Source organism: Marinomonas rhizomae (genome assembly GCF_024397855.1).
GTDB classification, from domain to species: Bacteria; Pseudomonadota; Gammaproteobacteria; order Pseudomonadales; family Marinomonadaceae; genus Marinomonas; species Marinomonas rhizomae_A.
The window spans coordinates 2,556,276-2,579,040 of sequence record NZ_CP073343.1 but is presented as its reverse complement, the minus strand read 5'-3'; the positions used below and the strand labels follow the sequence as shown (position 1 = coordinate 2,579,040).

The window sequence follows — 22,765 nt, the reverse complement described above, 5'->3', positions numbered from 1 at the left end:
CAAATCGGACAAATTACAGTTGGTTTTTTGTTCGTGCGTCATTTACTTTAGCCAACAGTAATTTTCCGCTTAAAACAGCGTTAAGCCTATTGGGGGCATTAATGAGTAAGTATGAATTGAAAGATGCTATTGATGAACATATGCCGCTTATTGATGAAATTCTCCAAGAGTCAAAAGTAGCTATATTTGATCGGTTTATGCGAGCTGCTTCAATTTTTGTTGATATTGCAATAACTGATTCTAGTTTTGGAAGCAAGGAAGAGCTTCTTAAAAGTGAAGCTTTTTTTAAGGGAATAATTCCATTGGTAAACGACTGGTATTGGGAGAAATATGGCGAGCTCGCGAAAAATCCAAAGGATATAATTTATTCGGGAATTGTTAATCCCTATGGGCAACCTGTACTAGTAAAAATCCCATCTACAACTAGTAGAGTTGAAGTACCAAATGAAACAGCATGGCTTACTTTTCCAGATTGCCTGCAAGAAAGCGAGTCGTTACCCGATATGATTCAAACTCCATTGATACTGGATAAGCTACCCACAAATGAAAAAGAGGTACTACTTTCTGAGTTCGATGAAGTTGTATCTATGACGCGATCGATAAACCTAAATATAATGTCTGCTAGCGAACTTGATGCAGAAACTACTCATATGGCACAGGGAATATGGAGTCATTTTGAAAAAGCTATTACGGATATCCTTTCATTTAAAAATCATCAAGCGTCTATTGGGTGTTGGGAGTTACATCTAGCAATAGAAAAAACGCTAAAAGTGTATCTAAAGCAGGCCGATGGAAAGAAATACTTTGGACACAATTTGAACACGCTCGGGGATAAAGCAAGGGACTATATTCCAGAAATTGACTTATCAATGATAAAATCGTTGCCAAGTGACAAAGATGCTATCCAACTTCGATACTCCGAATTAGTTCATAATGTTGATGAAGCTGTGGATTATTATAAAAAAGCATTGGCATTGGTTTTCTTTATAACTAGCAAATTATCCCGAAAGTATAAGTTCAATAACGCGTCTTTCTTAATAAAAATGGCACCTTGGGCAAAGTAAGGCCTAACAAGTTGCTGCACTCGGAAAAATTAATCGCTGCGCTCCATTGCCGCCGGTGAGCTTTGCGTTAAATACAACCCAAATCTGTCTATAGAAACAACAACCCTGCAACAAGGGCACTCCACCAAGCCCCCTTGCTCCTCCCCTCCAAAAAAATTCACTTCCAAACCGGTTTTCTCACTTCCTGATCCACATCCGCAGCCGTTAAACCAATGTCTTTCAATTGTGCTTCGTTTAGATGGTTCAGTCTGCTTCTAGTACGCCAGTTGTGGACTATCTTGGCGAGGCCTTGTTTCCATGTGTTTGCTTTTAGTTTAGCTAATGCGTTTTTGCAGTTAGAAGTTATGTCTAGTTGGTTGTTTTCGAGGTTGTTCATTTCTTCTGATGTGCAGTTTTTCATGGCGCTATCCTTTTCTCTGTTAATTAGTTTGTTTGCTTTATGTTCAAATAATCGGTTATTAATTACACAGTGACAAACGAGAAAATACGCCCTATAGTTAAGAAAAACTTACTTATAATTGGAGTTACCAATGTCTTCTCATCGAGCCTTGCCCCCGCTTAAATCCTTGCAGGCGTTTCGTTATGCAGCACAGACGTTGAGTTTTAAGGCGGCGGCGGAGTCGCTTTTTGTGACGCAGGCGGCGGTGAGTCAGCAGATCAAAACTTTGGAGCAGGCGTTAAGTGTGGAGTTGTTTGAACGACACACTCGCCAAGTGGTGCTGACGTCAGAAGGGCAGTATTTGTTTGACTACGTTGAGAAGGCGTTTGCTTTATTAGAAGAGGGTGTGAAGGGTATTACGGAAGATCCGAACCCCAATACTTTGGTGATTAGTTCGGTGCCGTCGTTTTCGAGTCGTTGGTTGGTGTCGCGTTTGGGTGGGTTTCAAACGCAGGAGCCGGAGATTAACCTTCGTTTGAGTCCGAGTATTGAGTTGTCGACGTTTGCGGACAGTGATTTGGATTTGTGTATTCGCTTGGGGCGAGGTGAATACGCAGGGCTAACGTCGCAATTATTATTTCAAGAGCATTTAGTATTGGTGTGTCATCCGTCGATGATTCATATGGATGAACCGATTAAAGAGCAGTTGATTAATATTCCGATTATTACTGATACTGGGCCAGACGTTCGGCATGTTTGGCCTGTGATGCAGCGATTTTTGGACCTTTACGATATGCCGATGAGGTCGCATTTGCATGTGGCGGATTCGACTTCTTTGGTGGAGGCGTTGTTGTCTTGTCAGGGGCTGGCTATGATGCGTTATGGCTTGGTGTATGAGCTGATCGAGAAAGGGCAGTTGATTTGTCCGCTGCCCATTTATATGAAGTCGCAATATGATTTTTATTTTGTCGCGCCAGCGCCGCATTTTAAGTATCAGAAAGTGATGAAGTTCAGGCGTTGGCTTGAAGACGAGGTGAAGGTGATTGATTTGTCTTGGAAGGCGTATTTAAAGAACAACCCAGATATGGATGAGGTTAGGCTTTAGTAGGTATTGAATACGACATTTGCTCTATTTTTATGGCTCTTTTTGAGTTGAAGCGATTATTTTTAAGAAAAAAATCAGTGAATTTGTTACAGTTTGACGTTAGTTAAAAATAAGGTAGCACTTCTGTATTATGCCCATTAGAAACTTATTCGGTTCACTGCCTACATTTGCAGTTGAACCTGACCAATTCCATGTTCTGCAATCTGCCCTTAGTTTTCGAGAATATTTATTAGAAGCGATCCAGAACGCCACGTCTAGGATCTATCTTGTTGCGCTTTATCTTGAAGATGATGAAGCGGGCAGGGAAGTTTTGACGGCGGCATATGAAGCCAAACAGCGTAACCCAAGTTTAGATATTGCAATTTGTGTCGATTGGCACCGTGCTCAGCGTGGTTTGATCGGTGCGGAAAAGGCCAAAGGTAATGCGGCTATGTATCAGGCGTTCGCTGAAAAATATGAGCATGCGATTCCTGTTTATGGTGTGCCTGTTCGTAATCGTGAAGTGTTTGGTGTGTTGCATTTAAAAGGGTTTGTTATTGACGATACGGTCATTTACAGCGGTGCCAGTATTAATAATGTCTATCTTCACCGACAAGATCGTTATAGGTTTGATCGTTACCATGTTATTCAGAATCAAGCATTAGCAAACAGTATGGTGGATTTTATTTGCATTAAGATGATCCAGCATTCTGCTGTGAATAATCTTGCTGAAACCAACTTGCCTTCGACGAAAGAGCTCAAGCCGGTGATTCGACAGTTTAGAATCTCTTTGGGTAAGTCATTTTATGGTGGCGAGAAACAGGCGGTAAGCGATCAGCAGGTGGCGGTAACGCCTATGGTGGGTGTTGGTAAACGTCACAATGTATTGAATCAGAAAATCGTGTCTATATTGTCTGGTGCGAAACAAGAAATTGTTCTTTGTACGCCGTATTTTAACCTTCCTAAAGTGGTCTTGAGAGAGGTTAAACGCGCTATTAAGCGTGGTGTGAAGGTGCATGTTGTTGTGGGGGATAAAACCGCCAACGATTTTTACATCGCGCCAGATCAGCCTTTTAAAGCCATTGGTGGTTTGCCGTATTTGTATGAGATGAATTTGCGTAAGTTTGCTCGTGCTAATGAAAGCCATATTGCGTCGGGCGGTTTATCGATTCATTTATGGAAGCATGACAATAATAGCTTTCATTTAAAAGGGCTTTGGGTTGATGCTCGTACCATGTTGTTAACTGGTAATAATGTGAATCCTAGGGCGTGGGCGCTTGATTTGGAAAATGGTTTGTTGATTGAAGATCCAAAGCAGAATTTGTTAGCGAAGTTTACCGCTGAGTTTGACAACATTCATCGGCATACTCAGCGAATTAGTTCGTTTGAGCAGCTGGAGGTTTTGGCGGATTATCCTTTGAAAATTCAAAGGTTACTGAAAAAAGTCATTCGCACACGAGCTGATAGGTTGTTGAAGCGAATTTTGTAGTTTTCGGTTTGATGGTTAAGGAAGGGTTGTGGCATAAGCTGCAGCCCTTTTTTATTGCTCATGATGCAGGGTAATAGATGGTGTGTTTAATGGGCAAAAAAAAGCGAATCCGAAGATTCGCTTTTGGTGTTTTTTGGTGTTTTTTTGGTTTGTGTTGCTGAGCAATCTTAAGGCTATGTTATTTCGCTTTAAGATTCTTTTGAACAGTATTTGCGTACCATTCTAAGAAATTAATTACGCCAAACTCGAAGGTCTCAGAGTAAGGTCCAGGCTGGTAACCAATAGAGTTAATGCCTAGCTGGTTGCGCTCGCCAAGTACTTTGTCTTGCTCGTTGGTAGCATCCCAAACTCTGCGAAGTTTTTCAGTGTCGTAATCAACACCTTCTACTGCGTCTTTGTGGACGAACCATTTTGTAGTGACAATAGATTCTTGTGCAGAAACAGGCAATACACGGAATACGATAAAGTGGTCGGATTGCATGTGGTTCCAAGAGTTCGGCAAATGCAAGATACGCATTGAGCCTAGTTCGCGGTTTTGAATGCGTCCTAATGGTTTTGTACAAGCGGCAGAGCCATCCATTGTCATAACCTGTGTGCCTTTCTTCAAAGGCATACGTACGATTCGGTTACGTTGTACTTCACCAAAGCTTTTACTCTTGTGCGGAATGCCTTCTGCGTCCCATTTCGCTGCTTGAGCGTTGTAATGGTCGTGGAAGTCTTGTGGTGCGCGTGGGTCTTCCGTGTCATCCCATTCTAACAATGTGTTAAGCAGCTCTGGGTGGCTGCCTGAACAGTGGTAACACTCACGGTTGTTTTCTAGCACTAGCTTCCAGTTTGCACGTTCGTACATGGTGGATTCAACAGCCAGTTTGGTGTTTTCAACATCATACGGTTCCATGTAGGCGTCTAGTGTTGCTAGGTATTCATCGAAACCATCATCAGGTGCGGTTTCTCCTAGGCAAACATAGATAAAGCCGCCACCGGTTTTGCAAAATGCCTTTTTAAGACCATGTTGCTTGGTGTCGAAATCTTTACTCATTTCCGTTCCAGCAAACAGCAAGTTGCCTTTCAGGTCGTAAGTCCACTGGTGATAAGGGCAAACTAAGTTAGCCACTTTGCCTCTGTGTTCCGTACAAAGTACTGAACCACGGTGTCTACAGGTGTTGTGAAAGGCGTTCACGTTGCCTTCACCATCACGCAGGATAAGAACGGGGTTTTGCCCAATTTCGACGGTTATATAATCGCCTTTCTTTGGGATTTCACTGGTCATACCCACAAATAACCACTCTTTCTGAAAGACCTCTTCCATGTCGATTCTGAACATGTGTGGGTCATTATAAAGCTGTGCGTCAAGTGAATAGTTGCTAGGACGTTTTTCTAGCAAATCTGACATAGTTGTTTTAGCTTCATCTAAGGAAGCATGGCGTACATTAAGTAGGTCGTGTTGATTCATCTTTCTGGGCCTTAATGACAAAAAGAGTGATGGAATGCGTCTTTTGACTACGATGCTATAGTCGCTTAATCAATGTAGAAGGAAATGACCATTAGCGACAGGTGTTGATACATAAATCGACTCGCAATCGCCTGAATCCTCTGGTGTGACTGCCATGAGCAACTTATTGTCGCGCAGAGTTAACTTGCATTGATCAACAGGATCCAAAATGGCTCGAAATGGTGTCACACAACTTTAAGCAATTGAATTTAATTAAGAGATTTCAATATGAGCAACTCTTCCTCTGTAAATGCGATGAATGCTGATTATTTAGCGCCGGTAAATACTCAGACATGGGTGAATGGACGTCATAATGTTCGTTGTGTGAAGGTGATTCATGAAACGTGGGATGTGAAGACATTCTGTTTTATGGCTCAGCAGCCAGTGATGTTCTTTTTCAAGCCAGGACAATTTGTCACTTTAGAGCTGGAAATTGAAGGCAAGCAAGTGATGCGCTCATACACGATTTCGAGCTCACCTTCTGTTCCATACAGCTTTTCTATCACGGTAAAACGTGTACCGGGCGGACAAGTGTCGAATTGGTTGCATGACAATATGGTCATGGGTTCCGAATTGGCTGTGCATGGTCCTGTTGGTCAATTTAACTGTATCGACTTCCCTAATGAGAAGGTGCTTTTGCTATCTGGCGGTGTTGGTATTACGCCGGTGATGTCTATGGCGCGTTGGTGGTTTGATACCAATGCGGAAGTAGATGTTACTTTTATACACAGTGCACGCTCTCCGCGCGATGTTATCTATACTCGTGAACTCGACCATATGGCTGCTCGCCTAGATAATTTTGGTTTGTATTTGATTGTTGAGCGCATGGAAAATGGATTGCCTTGGCAAGGATATCGAGGCTATTTAGATGCCGCAAAATTAGACATGATCTCCCCTGATTTTATGGAACGAGAGATTTTTTGTTGTGGTCCTGTGCCCTACATGAAAGCAGTGAAGAGTCTTCTTCAATCAAGAGGTTTCGACATGAGTCGTTACCACGAGGAGTCTTTTGGTGCGACACCTGCAGATGTGGTCGAAGATGCCATTGAACTTGCGGAAGTTGCGCAAGCTGAAGCGGATGCTGTTAATCAAGCGGATTTGCTAAAAGTTGAGTTTGCAAACAGTGGTAAAAGTATTCAGATTGGCGCTGGCGAAACATTGCACAATGCGGCTGCTAGACTGGATTTGATGATACCAAAAGCCTGCGGTATGGGGATTTGTGGTACTTGTAAAGTCCTTGTTAAAGAAGGCCAAACTAAGATGGAACATAACGGCGGGATCACTGATGACGACGTTGAGGCAGGGTATGTTTTATCGTGCTGTACAATTCCTCAATCTGATGTCGTTATTGAGTACTAAATTTCATGAAATAAAGTGTTCCTTCAAAGGGCTGTTATGGTCTATATTGGTGCATGACACAGTATTGATGTCAGTAAAAAACACAGGGCTATAGTTTCCATACGTTAGTCCTAGTGTGTTTACTTATACGGTGTTGGTTGAGAACTTTGTGTTTCCTTAGAAAAATAAAAAAAATATGTGTAATTGATGTTATTTAAGGTTATCTAGGCAAAGTGGTCTGGATTTTGCCTAATGATAAAGATGCACATATATGAGGACATTAATATGGCAAATCCCCCCCTAGCTTTTGATGGAAGAAGCACAACGAAAGTAGGTTTTCTATTGCTCGATCACTTTACGATGATCGCGCTGGCTTCCTCTATAGAACCTTTGCGTATGGCGAATCAGCTGTCTGCAGAAGAGCTGTATAGTTGGAGTTTGATTTCCGAAAACGGTCAGCCTGTCACAGCCAGTGACGGTTTAGTTTTGACCCCAGACTTGTCAATGGAAGACAGTGGTGAGTTTGATTTGATTATCGTCGCCGGTGGCGTTGATATAACTCGCACTTTTAGCGCTAAGCAGGTTTCTTGGCTGATGAAACAGTCACGCAAAGGCGTTCAGCTTGGCGGTATTTGTACTGGTGCTTATGTGCTTGCTTATGCAGGACTCCTAAATGGCTATCAGTGTAGTGTGCATTGGGAATGTTTAACTGCTCTTCAAGAAGCGTTTCCAAAGGTAAACTGCAATAACAAGCTTTTCTCCATTGATAAAGATCGAATGACATCATCTGGTGGCAGTGCGCCGATGGACATGTTTTTAAACATGATGACCAAGCAACATGGTCCGAAATTGTCTAATGCTATTTCCGATATGTTTATTTGTGACCGCATTCGTAATGAGTCTGATCAACAACGCATGCCAATGCGCCAATTTAACAGTGCTGGTGTCTGTACGCCAAAACTGGTAGATGTGATTGAGTTGATGGAAAACAACTTAGAAGAGCCAATCGAGCTCGATGAATTAGCGACTTTTGTTGACGTGTCTCGTCGTCAGATTGAGCGTATGTTTCATCGTCATTTAGATTGTTCTCCGTCGCGTTTTTATTTGCGATTAAGATTGGAGCGAGCGCGTAAATTGTTGAAGCAATCGAATATGTCGATTGTAGAAATTTCCATGGCGTGTGGCTTTATATCTACACCGCATTTTAGTCGCTGTTACCGTAAGCATATTGGTGTATCTCCTCGTGATGAACGTAAAATTGCTTGGAAAGGTGAAGTGCCTGATCTTGCAGTGAACCCAGAGTCTGGCGAAGCCATTGTTTACATACCTCATGCTCATGATGCATTAAATCAATCCCATACTGAACCGAGTTATGGGTCAGTGGCTATCTAAGTTTGTTAACTTAAATATATTAAAAAAAGGAGCCTTGATAGGCTCCTTTTTTATGTCTTATGCTGAAGGCACTCTTCAGTAAAAATGAAAAGTTATAGTGTGCTTTTGCAATACATTAAGTCTTCTTTTCCTGTTGTATTTCTTTTCTCGCATGACCAGTTTGGGTAATCGGTATGGTCATTCGCTGCTTGAATAATAAAAAATGCTTTGTCCTGCGCCGGTAACCAAGAGTTTACGTCGGTTGAGCGCTGCTTCGCTTTTCCAGAAGAATAGTACTGACCAGAGAATGGGCGTTTATGCAGATAGAATAAATCGCTTTGTGTGGCTTCTGGTTGCTGTTTCCAAACGGCAAGTATCTTGTCTTCTGAGCGTTTGGCTATCAAATCAAAATGCAAGGTGCTGATTAGAATGATAAGCAAAATTGGCGTGATGAATCCGGCTTTATAGAGCCAGTTTTGTAATGGTTTTTGGCTGTGAAGGTGCACCAATAATAGAGCCATGGCTGGTAGTGCTGGCATCACATAGCTGGCCAAAATATTGCCGGAAAAGCTGAATAGAATCATGGGCGATAACATCCAGAATAATAAGTAGGAGCCAAAACCATCTGAACTTTCTTCAACGTCTTTGTCGTCTTTTATCATGCGAATCCATTGCCATATGATAAGTGGGCTCCAAGGTAGCATAGAGATTAAGGCATATACCCAAATCGTGCCCCGTGTCCTTTCATGTGCGGTGCCATATAAGTCGCCTTGCCAACCACTGACTATGAAGCGTTTGATGTGTTCTCCTACGATGAAATAGTCTAAAAAGCCGGGGGTTTTATATTCGGCAATGGCATACCAAGGCACAGAAATAACTAAGAAAAGTAGCGTGCCGTATCCCCAAGGCAGAATACGCCATAGTCTTTTCCAACGGCCATTCGGAATGAGCCAAATGGTTAAACTTATACCAATCAAAACGATCGCTAACGGGCCTTTTGATAACATGCCTAGTGCCAAGCCTATGAAGAATAAATAACCCCAAATCTTGCCTTTGTTGCTCCATGCTTGCCAGAAGCTGGTCATGCTTAGAGCGATAGAAAAGGAGAGGGCTGTGTCAGTCATTACAGCGCCACTTAAGACAATGAAGGAAATTGTAGACGCCAAAATGCTCGCAGAAAAAATTCCCATTGCTGACGATTGGAAGTGGTCTTTTGCTAGCTTGTAAACCAGCCAAATAGCGCCTAAACCGACAATGAGATGTGGTACACGTGCGGCGAATTCATTGATGCCAAATAAGCTAAATCCAAGGCTGCTTAACCAGGTGAAAATGGGCGGCTTTCCCCAAAATGGCACATTGTAGTCGAACATTGGCGTGACCCAGTTGCCGGTTTCGAACATGATTCGCGCCATTTCTCCATAGCGAGCTTCTGTGGTATCCATTAATGGATAAAGTGATAAGGAAATAAAGCGTATGACCAAGCAGCTGATCAATAGGATAAGCAGGAGTTTGGCAGAGGGTAGCGAAGTGGTCGGCTTTTGCATTATTCAGAGTCCGAGTATTTGAAAGTGGGTTTTGTCATGGCGTCTTCCATGAGTACATACAAAGGTCGTTGTTTGGATTCAATGAACAATCGACCAACGTATTCGCCTAGTACTCCAATCGATAAGAGCTGGATGCCCCCTAAAAATAGTACGACGAGTATTGTCGATGGATAACCTGCAACAGGATCGCCCCAAACGATGGTCTTGGTGAAAATGACCAAGGCCATAACAAAGGCAATAGCCGATGTGGTGAGTCCTGCCATGGTGGCCCAGCGTAGTGGTTTGGTGCTGAATGAGGTGATGCCTTCTAGGGCCAAATGGATAAGCTTTGGATAGTTCCATTTGGTGTCGCCAGCCAAGCGAGGATCTCGATCAAAAGTGAGTATTTTGCGAGTAAAGCCAGGCCAGGCCAATAAGCCTTTCATAAAGCGGGTTCTTTCTGGCAGGGTGTTAATCACATCGACGACTTTTTGGTCCATTAAGCGAAAGTCTCCGACATTTTCGGTAATCGGGTGATCGCTTATTGTGGACATGAAACGATAGAAACAATGTGCCGTGGTGCGTTTTAGCCAGCTTTCACCGTGACGTTCGCGGCGTTGCATTTCGACAACTTGTGCGCCATCTTGCCATGCTTGTACCATGTCAGGAATATATTCTGGTGGATCTTGTAAATCCGCATCAAGTAGAATGACACAACGTCCTGTGGCGGCTTTCATGCCTGCGCTCATGGCGGCTTCTTTGCCAAAATTGCGGCTTAATCGTAAGCTGCGTATTTGGTGTAAAGGGTGTTTGAAATGACTGACCAACTCCCAGCTATTGTCATTGCTGCCATCGTCAATGTAGATGACTTCACAATGCTGTTTGAGCATTGATAGCGCTTCACATACACGTAGATGACAAACCGCCAATACATCGGCTTCGTTTAGGAAGGGGATGATCACGGATACTAAAGGTTGTGCCTTGGCGGTTGGTTCTTTTGCCGCGGATTCGAGGTTTGCGTATTGTCTGTATGGAATGGCGCTCATTGCTGTTCTCCTGAATACGGAAAAGGATAGGTTGTGTACATCCTAATAACAGCTCTGTCGCAAAAAGGTGATTCACTTTTTTTTCATGCATTTATGTGACAATTCATCCTAATTGACCCACTCTTTTTACAGCCCCTTTTTGATAATTGAGAAAAATATGAAATTACTCTTAGTAGAAGACCATAAAGATATTGCCGGTGTGATTTTTGATTATTTTGAGATCAAAAACTATGTGCTGGATTATGCGAGTAATGGTCTGCAAGGATATGAGTTGGCTAAAACTGAACATTACGATGCCATTATTTTAGATATTATGCTGCCTAAAATGGATGGTTTAACCGTCTGTAAATCCTTGCGAGAAGCGGGTATTGATACACCGATCCTTATGTTGACGGCTCGCGATACCAAAGACGATATTCTTACTGGGTTTGACCATTTAGCGGATGATTATTTGGTAAAGCCTTTTGATTTGGAAATTCTAGGTTCTCGATTGCAAGCGCTAGTAAGAAGACGAAAGGGCAGTGTGGCGAATCGGACGTTAACGTTCGGTAATCTATCTTTGGATATGAATACGCGAGTGCTTCAGCGTGAAGGTGGCCGTTACTCTTTAAACCCTTCTCAGTACACGATTTTAAAGTGTCTAATTCAAAAAGCACCTGATGTGGTGTCGAAAGATGAAATTTGCGATGCCTTGTGGGGCGATGAAGAGCCCGATAGCAAAGTCTTACGCAGTCATATTTATCAATTGCGCAGTTTGATTGATCGACCTTTCGAACATGCTTATTTAAGAACCGTGTCTAAGGTGGGGTACCGTCTTGTTGTTGAAGGTGATGAATGAAACAAATTAAAACAGCGAAACAGCTAACCTTCACGTATTTTTCGATTGTTGCGTTCGCGATTATTGCGTTTCATTTTTCAATGTTTACATCAATGATAGAAAACATAGAAATGATTTACGCAGAAAATCGCATGTTAAAAGATAAAGATACAGGAATAGCTTTGTTAAATGGCACACAGTTAACTCATGTTTCTGTGCCGCCATTCTCTGACGTTTATGTGGGTAAAGAAAACTTGCCGTCTGGTGTTGTCCTTGCAGAAAATGCCAAAGACGATAAGCCTTATGAATTGGACAAAGAGTCTGACACGACCCTAGAAATGTTTTCTATGCACTCTAAAGTGATGCTGAATGGTGAGTTGAAAGACATTTATGTGATTCATTACGATGAGATTTACGAGATCTCTGAAGAGCAGATGTTTGAAACGCAAAGTACGCAGTTGGTGTTGTCTTTGTTGTTATTGATCGTCAGTTTGTGGGTGGTCATGCGAATTTCTGACCGTTTAACCAAGCCTCTTGCTCAGCTTTCTAAAAGCCTTGGTGACAGAAAAACTGCCAACTTGTCTGCTATTGAACTGCCTGAAGGGGCGGCAACACGAGAAATCCGTCATCTGGTGGATCGCTTAAACAGTTATCAAAATCAAATTAGTGAGTTGATTCAGCGCGAGCGAGCCTTTAACCGCTATGCGAGCCATGAGTTACGCACGCCTCTTATGGTAATGAAGGGTTCGATAACCTTGCTAGGTAAATCGGATTCAAAAGAATTTTTACAGCGTCAACGAGTGCGTATGGTTCAGGCTTGCCAAGAAATGGAAGATTACATCACGACATTACTGTCTTTAACCAGAGATGAAGACTTGGCTGCGATTGCTTCACGTGTTGTACAAAATAGTGAGTTTGAAGATATTAGGCAAACGCATTTGGGATATTTAACGGGTAAGTCTGTTGTTGTAGATATTATAGAAAATGGTCAAATAATTACCAAGCTGCCTATCCCTACTTTTCATATTTTGGTTGGTAATTTATTGAAGAATGCCATGGCCTGTACCGAGGAAGGCTGCGTGAATATTGTCGTATCGGAAAATGAGTTGTCTATTAAGGATACGGGTTGTGGTCTTAGTGGCAAACCGGGTGGTGAGAGTTATGGTTTGGGCTTAATGATAGTGCGTGATATTTGTGCCAAGTATGAATGTTCATTTTCTTTGTATGACAACTCTTCGATAGACAGTGGTGCGCCAGGGTGTACTGCAAAAGTGGTTTTTCCGAGTTGCACATAATGTCTTTTGATCGTGTTCGTATTGAAAAAATGAATAGATTGGAACTAATAACAGCATAAAACAATCAAGTTTATAGATGTTATGATGCGCTTATCAGATACACTATTTCTTGATGGAGAAACATAATGAGCTCATCAATTTTAAAACGAATTCCCCTACAAATGTTCTGGCCGACTTTTGATCCTTTTTTGTTTTGTGCCTTTCACAACGACACCTACCCAAAAGCGAATGCTTCTATGGGACCTGATGCCCCTTTGCATAATCGTCCTTTGGGACAGGATTTTGGTGGCATTGACGGCTGGCGTATGTATCACGGTAAGAATATTCCAGGCTTTCCAGCGCACCCACATCGTGGCTTTGAGACAGTTACTATCGTAAACAAGGGCTTTGTGGATCACGCTGATTCCATCGGTGCGGCAGGTCGTTATGGTGAAGGTGATACTCAGTGGATGACTGCAGGCTCTGGCGTTCAGCATTCTGAAATGTTTCCTTTACTAAATGAGGACGGTCCAAATCCACTGGAGCTGTTTCAGATTTGGTTGAACTTACCAAGCAAAAATAAGATGGTGTCACCGCATTTTGCGATGCTTTGGGATGAAGATACACCTGTAGTAAGTGTGGCGGATGCGAACGGTTTAGACACTCAAGTCAAAGTGGTTGCTGGTACGTTTCAGAATGTCGATCCTTCGCCATGTCCTCCAAACTCATGGGCAGCGGATAGTAAAAATGATGTGGCTATTTGGTTGGTTGACTTGCCAGAAAATGGTGAATGGACGTTACCAGCGGCAGCGGCTGGTTTGAGCCGTACTTTATACTTCTTTGAAGGTGAAAAGGTGACATTGGATGAAACGAACGCCTCTATCAATGAAGCCTTTGTCCTAAAAAGCGATGCGTCACTTGTGCTGAAAAACAAGGGTAAGAAAGCGCGCTTCTTATTATTGCAAGGTCGTCCAATTGGTGAGCATGTGGAGCAACATGGTCCATTTGTGATGAATACGCGAGCAGAGCTGCAGCAGGCTTTCCATGATTATCAGCGTACGGAATTTGGTGGTTGGCCTTGGCCGCGCCATGATCAGGTGCATGATAAATCCAAAGGTCGCTTTGCTGAGCATGGTGATGAAAAGGCTTAAGTGGATTTAATCAATACGAATATAAGTCCATCAACAAAAATCTAGCGGCTTAAAGCTTGGCGGGAGAAAATACCCAAAAGCGTGAGAACACATAATTGAGTACCATGCCAATTAATATGCCGGGTACCATGGCTAAATAAGGCCATAAAAGAGCCAGTGTCATATTGGCTGGTGGTTGAGACACGAGTATTAGATAGCAGCCCCAGTTTGGTATAAAAGCCACTACAGAGCCGCCGAGAAATTGCATGAACTGCAATGCGGCGGCTTTTTTGTTGGTGTGGCTTTGCTTGGCTTCCCTAAAAGTAATACTGCGGTTCCACCACCAGTTTGAGCTCGCGGCGACCCAAAAGGCGATGCCTCTGGCAGCAAGGTGGGGTAACCAGATAGAAAGCAGCGCCATGCTGGTAAGGTCGACTAAGAAGCCAAAGCCACCCACAATAGCAAAGCGTAAAAATGTATGTTTAAAAATGCGTCTCATGATGGCATTCTAAATATAGGTACATCAAAAAAATATGAAACTCTTGTTATCATCGTTTTTTACATTCCCGAAATAGAAGGATCGAAAATGAAAATACTTGCATTTGGTGCTAGCTCAAGCCGTCAGTCAATTAACAAGGCCTTGGCTGGTTATACTGCGAATCTCGTTGAAGGTGCTGACGTAACGCTTCTTGATTTAAATGATTTCGATATGCCGCTTTTTAGTGAAGACTTTGAGAAAGAATCTGGTGTGCCTGCTCAAGCACAAGCGTTTGTAGATGCTATTGCTCAAGCTGATGCTATTGTTGCTTCATTTGCTGAACATAATGGTTCTTATTCTGCGGCCTACAAAAATATCTTCGATTGGGCATCTCGTATTGAAAAAGCGGTTTATCAGGATAAGCCAATTATTGTGCTTTCAACATCGCCTGGCCCTGGTGGTGCGAGCAGTGTGCTGGCTCAAACGGTAAACAGCATGCCGTTTTTCAAAGGTAATGTTGTTGGTAGTCTGAGTGTGCCTAACTTTTATGGTGTGATGAAAGACGGCGAGATGGTTGACGAGTCTGTTAAACAGGCGCTGTCGGGCATCGTTGCTAAATTTTAGACTTTCGTTTTAAGTTTATCGGTTAAATACAAGGAAACCAGATGAAGCAATCTCGTATATGTGAATGGTTGGGAGTAGATTATCCAATCATTCAGGCGCCTATGGCGGGCGTTCAAGACAGCGCTTTAGCGATTGCTGTATCGAAAGCCGGTGGTTTGGGCTCTTTGCCATGCGCTATGTTGAGTGTGGATGATATTGCTCATCAGGTTTCCTTAATTAAAACGGCTACGAATAAACCCTATAACCTGAATTTTTTCTGTCATCAGACAACAGAATACGACGAGAAAAAACATCAGCAGTGGCGTGGCTTGTTAAAGCCTTATTTTGATGAATTCTCTGGTCACTATGATGAGACAGTAAAAGCGGTTTCGCGAATGCCTTTTAGTCATGATGTTGCAGATGTGATAGAGGGTTTTGCTCCACCAGTTATTAGCTTTCACTTTGGCTTGCCTGAACCGGACCTGCTAGCTCGAGTTAAGCGCTGGGGAACTAAGGTGTTGTCTTCGGCGACGACGTTGGAGGAGGCTATTTGGCTGGAAGAGAATGGTGCTGATGGTATTATTGCGCAAGGTCTTGAGGCTGGCGGACATCGTGGTATGTTTCTTTCGAAAGATGTTTCTACGCAAGTTGGGTTGTTTTCGTTAGTGCCTCAGATAGTTGATCGAGTTGATATCCCTGTTATTGCGGCTGGCGGAGTTTGTGATAGCCGTAGCATTGGCGGCGCATTGTTTCTTGGGGCTGATGCAGTACAAATAGGTACGTCTTATTTGTTGTGTGATGAAGCTAAAACATCGGCGTTGCATCGCGCAGCATTAAAAAGCCAAAAAGCTAACCATACTGCTTTAACCAATGTGTTTACGGGGCGACCAGCAAGAGGAATAGCTAACCGAGTTATGAAAGACCTTGGTTATATGAATGATAATGTTCCAGAGTTTCCACATGCCTCAATGGAAATGGCGCAATTGAAAGCTTTGGCAGAGAAGCATGGCTCGGATGACTTTTCTTCTTTGTGGAGTGGTCAGAATGTGTCAGGTTGCAAAGAAATATCGGCTTTTGAATTAACCAAGCAATTTGCCGACGTTTGTCGAGTTACAACCTAAAGCATTCCTTTATGGAATCCAAAATATAAGATTTATTCCTTTTACAAATACTTCTCTTAACCTCATGCTAGCGCTTTAAATCCAATATAAGGCATTGGTATGTGGATCTTTATTACTTTGTTTGCAGCAGGTTGTCAGTCAGTTCGAACGGCGTATCAAAATACGTTGGCTCGTGAAACGGGCTTCCTGCATGCCACCATGTCTCGATCTTTGTTTGGTTTGCCATTAGTTAGTGTCTATCTTGTGGCCTGTTGGCAATTATTTGGCTGGGTATCAGTCGACAATAATCTGCGCTTTTGGGTTGCTGCTAGTATTTGCGCTATAGCCCAAATCATGGCGACGTATTTTATGTTACGTGCATTTCAGTCTGGTAGCTTTGCGCTAGGAACCTTGTTGGCGAAAACGGAAGCGGTGTTGGCTGCATTAATTGGTTTACCTCTGTTGCATTATACTTTGACGATTGGCTCGTGGATTGGGATTTTTTTAGGGGTATTAGGCGCTGTTGTTATGAGCGTGAAATGGAAGAATATTAAACAGGCTCATAAAGATATTTCTTTGTTACTTGGATTGGCGAGTGGTTTTTGTTTTGCTGTTACTTCCGTTACCGCGTCGATGGCCAGCCATTCTTTATCTGGCTCTTTGATAACCAGTGCAGGGGTTACACTTTGGTATGTTTTGGCTTTACAGTCTATTATTTTGTGCGGTGTTCAAATCTATAGAAGTAAGGATTTGTTGGCGCCATTTAAAAATGAGTTGGCGTTAAGTTGTAAAGTTGGTGTACTAAGTTCGTTAGGTTCCATTGGTTGGTTTACCGGTTTTGCTTTGGTGAATCCTGCTTTAGTGAAAACCTTAGGACAGATTGAAATCATCGGAACCTTGTATTATTCGAAAGTGCGCTTTGCTGAGAAGATGACGAAACAGCAGTGGATTGGCGGTGCGCTTATTGTGATGAGTGTTATTTTGGTCGTGACATCGACGATTAAGTGAGGGGCATATGGAGTCTAATAAAATCAATTATGTTGAATTGCCGGCGCGTGATTTAGCGTTAAATAAAGCTTTTTTTACTCAGGTGTTTGGTTGGGGCTTTAAAGATTATGGTTCTGAGTATTCAGCTTTTGAAAATGCTGGGTTAGATGGAGGCTTTTTTCAGGCAAATTTTTGCTCTAGACCACAAAATGGTGCGGCGCTGATTATTTTGTACAGCAATGAATTGGAAACCGTGTTTGAAAAAGTTCAGGCGGCTGGTGGTACGATAGAACAAGTGATTTTTGATTTTCCTGGTGGTCGTCGTTTTCACTTTCTTGATCCGTGCGGTAATGAATGGGCAGTATGGAGCGAACCTAGCGAGTAAAAAAATGGCCTTTGTACTGTCTCGTGCAAAGGCCATTAAGTATGTCGAGTATTACTGGTGGGTAAACTCACCACAATAATTTGTGTTCCATTTCTCTAGAATACCGTAATAGTTTTCCCCTGTGGCAATTAGCCAATGGAGCTTGCAGAAGGCCGCTTCTAAAGTCATATCTTTACCGCTTAATACATTCATTGACGATAGGATAGATCCCGCCGCATAGGCGCCCTGAGAGACGCCGCCGTGTAGGCATTGGGTTAAATTTATGACGTTTTTCTTGCGCAACATGGCTTCTGTTAAGAAAGACAAAAATGCAGGGTTTTGGTCGGGTACATTGCCTGCGCCATAGGTTAGCAGAACAATGGCTTTGCAATTTTCGTCATCGAGTAGACTTTGTAAAACTGCAATGGGTTGACTTGGGTGAAGAGTGATGACTCCAACAGCGCCCGTTATAAAGCAAACGATGCGGTTTTCAACCAGGGGCGCCGAGTTCTCTTTGTTACTTTTAATCATGCGATCTGGGTAAAGTTTAATATCAATTGCCAGCTCGCCAAGTAAATCATCATTGGGGGCTTGGAAGGCTTCAATACGATTGCTACTGACTTTTTGAATGCGGTTGCCACGCATTAGCTTGCCATCAAAAACTAAGCTCACATCGGGTATTTTGTGGGAGACCGCTAGCGATAATGCGGCTTGTAAATTGGAAGTCGCATCGCTTCGATTCATACCTAAAGGAATTTGCGAACCGGTTAGGATGATGTTCTTAGTGCAAGCGCCAAGCATGAAAGACAAAGCAGAGGCTGTATAAGCCATGGTGTCCGTGCCATGGAGAATGACAAAGCCAGCGTAATCTTTCCAATGGGTTGCAAGAATTGCGACTAACTTTGTCCAGTGCTTTGGAGTTATGTTGGCGCTGTCTATTAAAGGTGAAATTTCCAATACTTCAAAAGAGGGAAGCGTGTTTACGCTCATCCCTAATGCCATCTCGATGCGCTCCTGCAGGCCAGAAGCAGGGGCTAATCCCTGCTCTGTTTGAATCATGCCAATGGTGCCGCCCGTGTATAAGATGAGAACTTGTGCACTCATAATACCACCTTGCTAGGTGACAGCATGGATTGTGGGCTGAGCAAAATATTCACTTGCTCTTCTGTGAGCAGATTTTCTTCAATGACCAAAGCTTTTACGGTATTGCCAGTATGTAGTGCGGTGTTGGCAATGCGAGATGCATTGGCATAACCAATGTGCGGAACTAATGCAGTGATGATGCCGATGCTGTTTTCAACGTGGCCAGCACAAATGGCTTCGTTTGCTGTAATACCACGTATGCAGCGAGTTTCTAACATATGACAAGCCTCTTTGAGCATTTTTAACGAATTGAGTACGTTATAAATGATCATCGGCTCCATGGCATTGAGTTGTAGTTGGCCTGCTTCCGCTGCCAATGTCACCGCAAGGTCGGATGCGATGACTTGGTAGGCCGTTTGGTTCATTGCTTCAGGAATAACGGGGTTTACCTTACCCGGCATAATGGAAGATCCTGGTTGCATTGCAGGTAAGTTGATCTCACCTAAACCAGTACGAGGGCCACTTGATAATAGGCGCAAGTCATTGCTCATCTTGCTTAGTTTGATCGCAAGGCGTTTTAAAATGCCAGAGAAAAAAACGAACGCACCCATGTCAGAGGTTGCTTCCACTAGGTTGCTTGCTGGTACGAGTGGTTTGGTTGAGATGGTTGCTAGTTTTTCTACCACCAGTTTTGCGTAACCCTCGGGTGTATTGATGCCAGTGCCGATTGCGGTGCCGCCAAGGTTGACTTCACAAAGCAGTGCACAGGCTTCACTGATGCGATCAATGTCTTCGCCAAGGGTAACGGCAAAGGCATCAAATTCTTGTCCTAGTGTCATTGGTACGGCGTCTTGCAGTTGCGTACGGCCCATCTTTACGATGTGGGCGAATTCACGAGCTTTGGCTTCTAGCGCTTCTTTTAGTGAAGCAAGACTTGGAACAAAGTTATCCGCTGCAAATTGGATGCTCAAACAAGCGGCCGTTGGGTAGGCGTCGTTGGTGGATTGTGAGCGGTTAACGTCGTCATTTGGATGCAGGTATTTGTAATCGCCTTTTTCATGGCCTAGTTTCGTTAATGCTATGTTGGCGATGACTTCGTTAGCGTTCATATTTGTTGATGTGCCTGCGCCGCCTTGGATTACATCGACAATAAATTGGTCGTGATATTGACCTTGAATTAAGTCTTGGCAGGCAAATACGATGGCGTCTGCTTTTTCAGTCGTAAGTAGTTTCATTTCTTGGTTGGTTCGAGCGGCAGCGGCTTTCACCATGGCCAACGCTTTGATCAGCTCAGGAAAGTGGGAAATTGGAACGCCAGTGATGGAAAAATTCTGAGCTGCACGCAATGTTTGTATGCCGTATAACGCGTCAGCGGGAACGTTCATATTGCCAAGTAAATCGTATTCAGAGCGAGTGTTCATGATGGCTTCCTGACGCCTCACCGGATAGGGTGAGGCGTAATCTAAGTTGAATTGTTAGCGGTGAGAGTCGTTAGTTGGCCAAGATTCTTGGTCAAGTTCTAAGTCTTGAAAACGGGCGGCTTCAAATGTCGGCGTTTTCTTGCCTTCTTTGCGCTGATCGTCAAAGTCTTTCATGACGCGCTTTGCAATTTTAAATAGCAAGGCAAGAGCAAATAAGTTAACCAGAGCTAATAGCCCCATACTTAGATCCGCAAAGGCGAACACAGTGCCCAAATCAAGAATAGCGCCTGTACAGCAAAGGCAAATTATGATGACGCGGAAGGCATTCATGTAGAAACCATGATTATCAGATTTGGTTAGGTAGCTAACGCTATTTTCACCTAGGTAGTAGTTGTAGAGAATGGTACTAAAGCCAAATAGTAACAAAGCAATACTGACAAACATACGACCGTAATCACCCATGTGTGTGGCTAAAGAAGCTTGAGTCAGTGCGACGCCTTGAACTGTATCTGTGCTGCTTGGGTCGTAAGCGCTGCCAAGAAGAATGATCAGAGCAGTACAAGTACACAATACAATGGTGTCGATAAAGACAGAAAAGGCTTGAACGATACCTTGGTTTGCAGGGTGTGGAATGTGAGCTACCGCAGCCACGTTTGGTGCACTTCCAAGACCAGCCTCATTAGAGAACAGGCCACGTTTTACGCCCATTAGAATGGCTGCACCTATGCCACCACCAAATGCAGGCTCTAAACCAAAGGCGCTTTTTACAATCATCACTAGCGTGTCAGGAATGGCACTTAGGTTCATCGCAAGTACGATGAGAGCGATGAGTAAATAACCGCCTGCCATGATAGGCACTAATATTTCAGCAACTTGAGCGATACGTTTCACTCCGCCGAAAATAATCAGTCCAACAATAAGTGCCATACCAATTCCGCTGTAGTAAGGCTGAATGCCAAACGCATCTTCTAGGGATGTCGCAACTGAGTATGACTGAAGCGTCGTGAAGGCAATGCCAAATGTGGCTAATAGTAATATTGAGTAGAGAACAGATAGCCATTTCCAGTTTTTGCCTAGGCCTCGTTCAATATAAAATGCTGGGCCGCCACGATAAGAGCCGTCACTTTCTGCTGATTTATAGGTTTGCGCTAACAAGCACTCTACAAAGCTGGTTGCCATGCCCATTAGGCCAACAACCCACATCCAGAAAATTGCACCTGGACCGCCAATGGTGATGGCTACGGCTACACCGGCAATGTTGCCGCCACCGACGCGACCAGCAACCGATAATATTAGTGCTTGGAATGAGCTTAAGTGTTTGCTGTTAGCTTCATGGTGTTTGGCTGTTAGTATGCTAAACATATTACCAAAGTAGCGAAACTGTACGAAGCGGGTTGCAACGGTAAACCAAATACCAAGACCGACTAATACAGCAATAAGAACCTTGCTCCAAAGCAAGTCAGTGAGAAGGGATAGCATGGATAATAACTCCTAGTGTTTTTAGATTTATTAAGGGGGTATTGAAGCGGTTATTGGAACGAAAAATGAGTAGGAAGGGGAGTTCGTAAATAGGTGCGGTCTGATGCTAGTTGGTGCTATGGTAGCGTCAACTAGCACTATTTTATGCGTGTTTTATATTCTATGATTTATTACACTAGCGACGGGTTTATGTTGGTATGCAAAATAAGATTTAATAGGGCTTATCATGGTTCAGCATTTTGCGGATAACTTGCAATTGTTATGCAGTTACTACAAATCGGTTGCGGATGTATGTCGTCGACTTAATATTAATCGTGCGCAATTTAACCGTTACCTCAATGGTACCACCATGCCGAGTAACAGTACGCAGCGACGTATTTGTGAGTTTTTTGGTGTAGAGCCTGATGAAATGATGCTCTCCCATGAGCAGTTTGTTAAGTTGGTGCAAGTGCGTCCGATTCGTCAGAGTGAAGAAGCCAAAAGTCTGACACCTGAGCAGTTGCAATTCAATCGGCTTAATCAATCTGGTCAGTTGGGCGTAGCAAAATATAATGGCTACTATTTCGAGTATTATTACTCCATGGCGTGCCCGGGGAAAATATTGCGTACCTTGGTGCATATAGAGTCGCAAGATGGCAAGACCTATTATCAGCGTACCGAACGACTAAACCCGCGCAATGTCAAAAAGTCTTTCCATGGTGTTTATAATGGTTTCGTGCAATTGCTTTCGGATCGGTTGTTTTTGATTGATTATGAAAGTCAGACGCATGTAGAAATGACACAGACCATACTTTATCCCTCTTTTCGAAATCGCGTTGAGCGCTTGACTGGGTTGCGTCTAGGGGTGTCAGGTAGTGGCGAAAGGGCGCCATGTTGTGTGCGAGTTGTGTATGAATACTTGGGCAAAAATATAAACAAAAAGCATGCGGTTGCTCAGTGTGGTTTATATGACCCAAAGAGTGATGAGATAGATGAGGATATTCGCCAGTCAATCCATAATGATATAAATGAAGGTGACTGGCATTTTAGAGCGCGATTTTAAACGTCTGTTGTTTCGTTTGTGTCTGCTGTTTCTGTGGTGATTTCCGCGCTTGGGTTAGCTGCCGCTTCGGCTTCCATTTTTGCGCGTTCCGCTTTGGAAATGTATTTTGGCTTGGATTTTTTAGGGTTAACTTTTAAGTTAGCCTGCTTCATGCGTTTGTCGTATATATCTTTGATTTTTTTGCGGCGATTCATGTGTTGT

22 protein-coding genes are annotated in these 22,765 nt (G+C 43.3%); 13 read left to right on the top strand and 9 right to left on the bottom strand.

The features are described 5' to 3' along the window. The first annotated feature begins 101 nt into the window (after positions 1-101). Positions 102-1,064 (top strand): hypothetical protein, encoded by a 963-nt coding sequence (locus tag KDW99_RS12265; RefSeq protein ID WP_255825089.1) that lies wholly within the window; start codon positions 102-104, stop codon positions 1,062-1,064. Between the two features lie 157 nt (positions 1,065-1,221). On the opposite strand, the gene KDW99_RS12260 is transcribed toward KDW99_RS12265, so the two are convergent. Then, positions 1,222-1,464: a DUF1127 domain-containing protein gene (locus tag KDW99_RS12260; protein ID WP_255825087.1), complete on the bottom strand. Its 243-nt coding sequence runs from the start codon at positions 1,462-1,464 to the stop codon at positions 1,222-1,224. A gap of 130 nt (positions 1,465-1,594) precedes the next feature. Between KDW99_RS12260 and KDW99_RS12255 the strand changes: the two genes are divergently transcribed. Together KDW99_RS12255 and pssA are read left to right on the top strand one after the other, a co-directional pair. Next, positions 1,595-2,548 carry a LysR substrate-binding domain-containing protein gene (locus tag KDW99_RS12255; protein WP_255825085.1) on the top strand — a complete coding sequence of 318 codons (954 nt, stop codon included), beginning with the start codon at positions 1,595-1,597 and terminating at the stop codon, positions 2,546-2,548. A 130-nt stretch (positions 2,549-2,678) separates the two neighbouring features. Further along, positions 2,679-4,016 carry a CDP-diacylglycerol--serine O-phosphatidyltransferase gene (gene pssA / locus KDW99_RS12250; protein ID WP_255825083.1) on the top strand — a complete coding sequence of 446 codons (1,338 nt, stop codon included), beginning with the start codon at positions 2,679-2,681 and terminating at the stop codon, positions 4,014-4,016. 178 nt (positions 4,017-4,194) lie between these two features. On the opposite strand, the gene KDW99_RS12245 is transcribed toward pssA, so the two are convergent. Next, positions 4,195-5,469, bottom strand: coding sequence for an aromatic ring-hydroxylating oxygenase subunit alpha (locus KDW99_RS12245; RefSeq protein WP_255825081.1), 1,275 nt, complete (start codon positions 5,467-5,469; stop codon positions 4,195-4,197). A 267-nt stretch (positions 5,470-5,736) separates the two neighbouring features. Here KDW99_RS12245 and KDW99_RS12240 point away from each other — a divergent pair, with 267 nt between their 5' ends. After that, on the top strand, positions 5,737-6,867 hold the full coding sequence (locus tag KDW99_RS12240; protein WP_304941360.1) for a hybrid-cluster NAD(P)-dependent oxidoreductase: 1,131 nt from the start codon (positions 5,737-5,739) through the stop codon (positions 6,865-6,867). Positions 6,868-7,131: 264 nt separating this feature from the next. After that, positions 7,132-8,238, top strand: a complete 1,107-nt coding sequence (locus tag KDW99_RS12235; protein WP_255825079.1) for a GlxA family transcriptional regulator — start codon at positions 7,132-7,134, stop codon at positions 8,236-8,238. Positions 8,239-8,330: 92 nt separating this feature from the next. Here KDW99_RS12235 and KDW99_RS12230 read toward each other — a convergent pair whose 3' ends face one another. Further along, positions 8,331-9,761, bottom strand: coding sequence for an ArnT family glycosyltransferase (locus KDW99_RS12230; protein ID WP_255825077.1), 1,431 nt, complete (start codon positions 9,759-9,761; stop codon positions 8,331-8,333). Continuing rightward, complete coding sequence (locus KDW99_RS12225) at positions 9,761-10,786, bottom strand: glycosyltransferase family 2 protein (RefSeq protein ID WP_255825075.1); 1,026 nt, start codon at positions 10,784-10,786, stop codon at positions 9,761-9,763. Before KDW99_RS12225 ends, KDW99_RS12230 begins: the two co-directional genes overlap by 1 nt. A gap of 157 nt (positions 10,787-10,943) precedes the next feature. On the opposite strand from KDW99_RS12225, the gene KDW99_RS12220 reads away from it, so the two are divergent. From KDW99_RS12220 to KDW99_RS12210, 3 genes are all read left to right on the top strand, one after another. Continuing rightward, on the top strand, positions 10,944-11,624 hold the full coding sequence (locus KDW99_RS12220) for a response regulator transcription factor (protein WP_255825073.1): 681 nt from the start codon (positions 10,944-10,946) through the stop codon (positions 11,622-11,624). Beyond that, on the top strand, positions 11,621-12,898 hold the full coding sequence (locus KDW99_RS12215) for a sensor histidine kinase (protein ID WP_255825071.1): 1,278 nt from the start codon (positions 11,621-11,623) through the stop codon (positions 12,896-12,898). The genes KDW99_RS12220 and KDW99_RS12215 overlap by 4 nt, the downstream gene beginning before the upstream one ends. Positions 12,899-13,023: 125 nt before the next feature. After that, complete coding sequence (locus KDW99_RS12210) at positions 13,024-14,028, top strand: pirin family protein (RefSeq protein ID WP_255825068.1); 1,005 nt, start codon at positions 13,024-13,026, stop codon at positions 14,026-14,028. Positions 14,029-14,077: 49 nt separating this feature from the next. Here KDW99_RS12210 and KDW99_RS12205 read toward each other — a convergent pair whose 3' ends face one another. Next, a complete protein-coding gene (locus KDW99_RS12205; protein ID WP_255825066.1) occupies positions 14,078-14,506 on the bottom strand; it encodes a GtrA family protein in 429 nt (142 codons plus the stop codon). Between the two features lie 87 nt (positions 14,507-14,593). Here KDW99_RS12205 and KDW99_RS12200 point away from each other — a divergent pair, with 87 nt between their 5' ends. From KDW99_RS12200 to KDW99_RS12185, 4 genes are all read left to right on the top strand, one after another. Then, positions 14,594-15,109, top strand: a complete 516-nt coding sequence (locus tag KDW99_RS12200) for an NADPH-dependent FMN reductase (protein ID WP_255825064.1) — start codon at positions 14,594-14,596, stop codon at positions 15,107-15,109. 41 nt (positions 15,110-15,150) lie between these two features. Beyond that, positions 15,151-16,209: an NAD(P)H-dependent flavin oxidoreductase gene (locus KDW99_RS12195; RefSeq protein ID WP_255825062.1), complete on the top strand. Its 1,059-nt coding sequence runs from the start codon at positions 15,151-15,153 to the stop codon at positions 16,207-16,209. Between the two features lie 99 nt (positions 16,210-16,308). Next, entirely contained in the window at positions 16,309-17,196 is an 888-nt protein-coding gene (locus tag KDW99_RS12190) for a DMT family transporter (RefSeq protein WP_255825060.1), read from the top strand. Positions 17,197-17,203: 7 nt separating this feature from the next. Further along, positions 17,204-17,560, top strand: coding sequence for a VOC family protein (locus KDW99_RS12185; RefSeq protein WP_255825058.1), 357 nt, complete (start codon positions 17,204-17,206; stop codon positions 17,558-17,560). Between the two features lie 51 nt (positions 17,561-17,611). Here the strand turns inward: KDW99_RS12185 and KDW99_RS12180 are convergent, their stop codons facing one another. The 3 genes from KDW99_RS12180 to KDW99_RS12170 are packed head-to-tail and all read right to left on the bottom strand — an operon-like array spanning position 17,612 to position 21,522. Further along, a complete protein-coding gene (locus KDW99_RS12180) occupies positions 17,612-18,643 on the bottom strand; it encodes an asparaginase (protein ID WP_255825056.1) in 1,032 nt (343 codons plus the stop codon). Beyond that, a complete protein-coding gene (locus tag KDW99_RS12175; RefSeq protein ID WP_255825054.1) occupies positions 18,640-20,043 on the bottom strand; it encodes an aspartate ammonia-lyase in 1,404 nt (467 codons plus the stop codon). The genes KDW99_RS12180 and KDW99_RS12175 overlap by 4 nt, the downstream gene beginning before the upstream one ends. Before the next feature lie 54 nt (positions 20,044-20,097). Next, positions 20,098-21,522: an alanine/glycine:cation symporter family protein gene (locus tag KDW99_RS12170; protein WP_255825053.1), complete on the bottom strand. Its 1,425-nt coding sequence runs from the start codon at positions 21,520-21,522 to the stop codon at positions 20,098-20,100. A gap of 226 nt (positions 21,523-21,748) precedes the next feature. On the opposite strand from KDW99_RS12170, the gene KDW99_RS12165 reads away from it, so the two are divergent. Next, complete coding sequence (locus KDW99_RS12165) at positions 21,749-22,564, top strand: helix-turn-helix domain-containing protein (RefSeq protein ID WP_255825051.1); 816 nt, start codon at positions 21,749-21,751, stop codon at positions 22,562-22,564. Here KDW99_RS12165 and KDW99_RS12160 read toward each other — a convergent pair. Further along, positions 22,561-22,758, bottom strand: coding sequence for a DUF2986 domain-containing protein (locus KDW99_RS12160; RefSeq protein ID WP_255825049.1), 198 nt, complete (start codon positions 22,756-22,758; stop codon positions 22,561-22,563). The genes KDW99_RS12165 and KDW99_RS12160 overlap by 4 nt on opposite strands. Positions 22,759-22,765 lie beyond the last annotated feature (7 nt).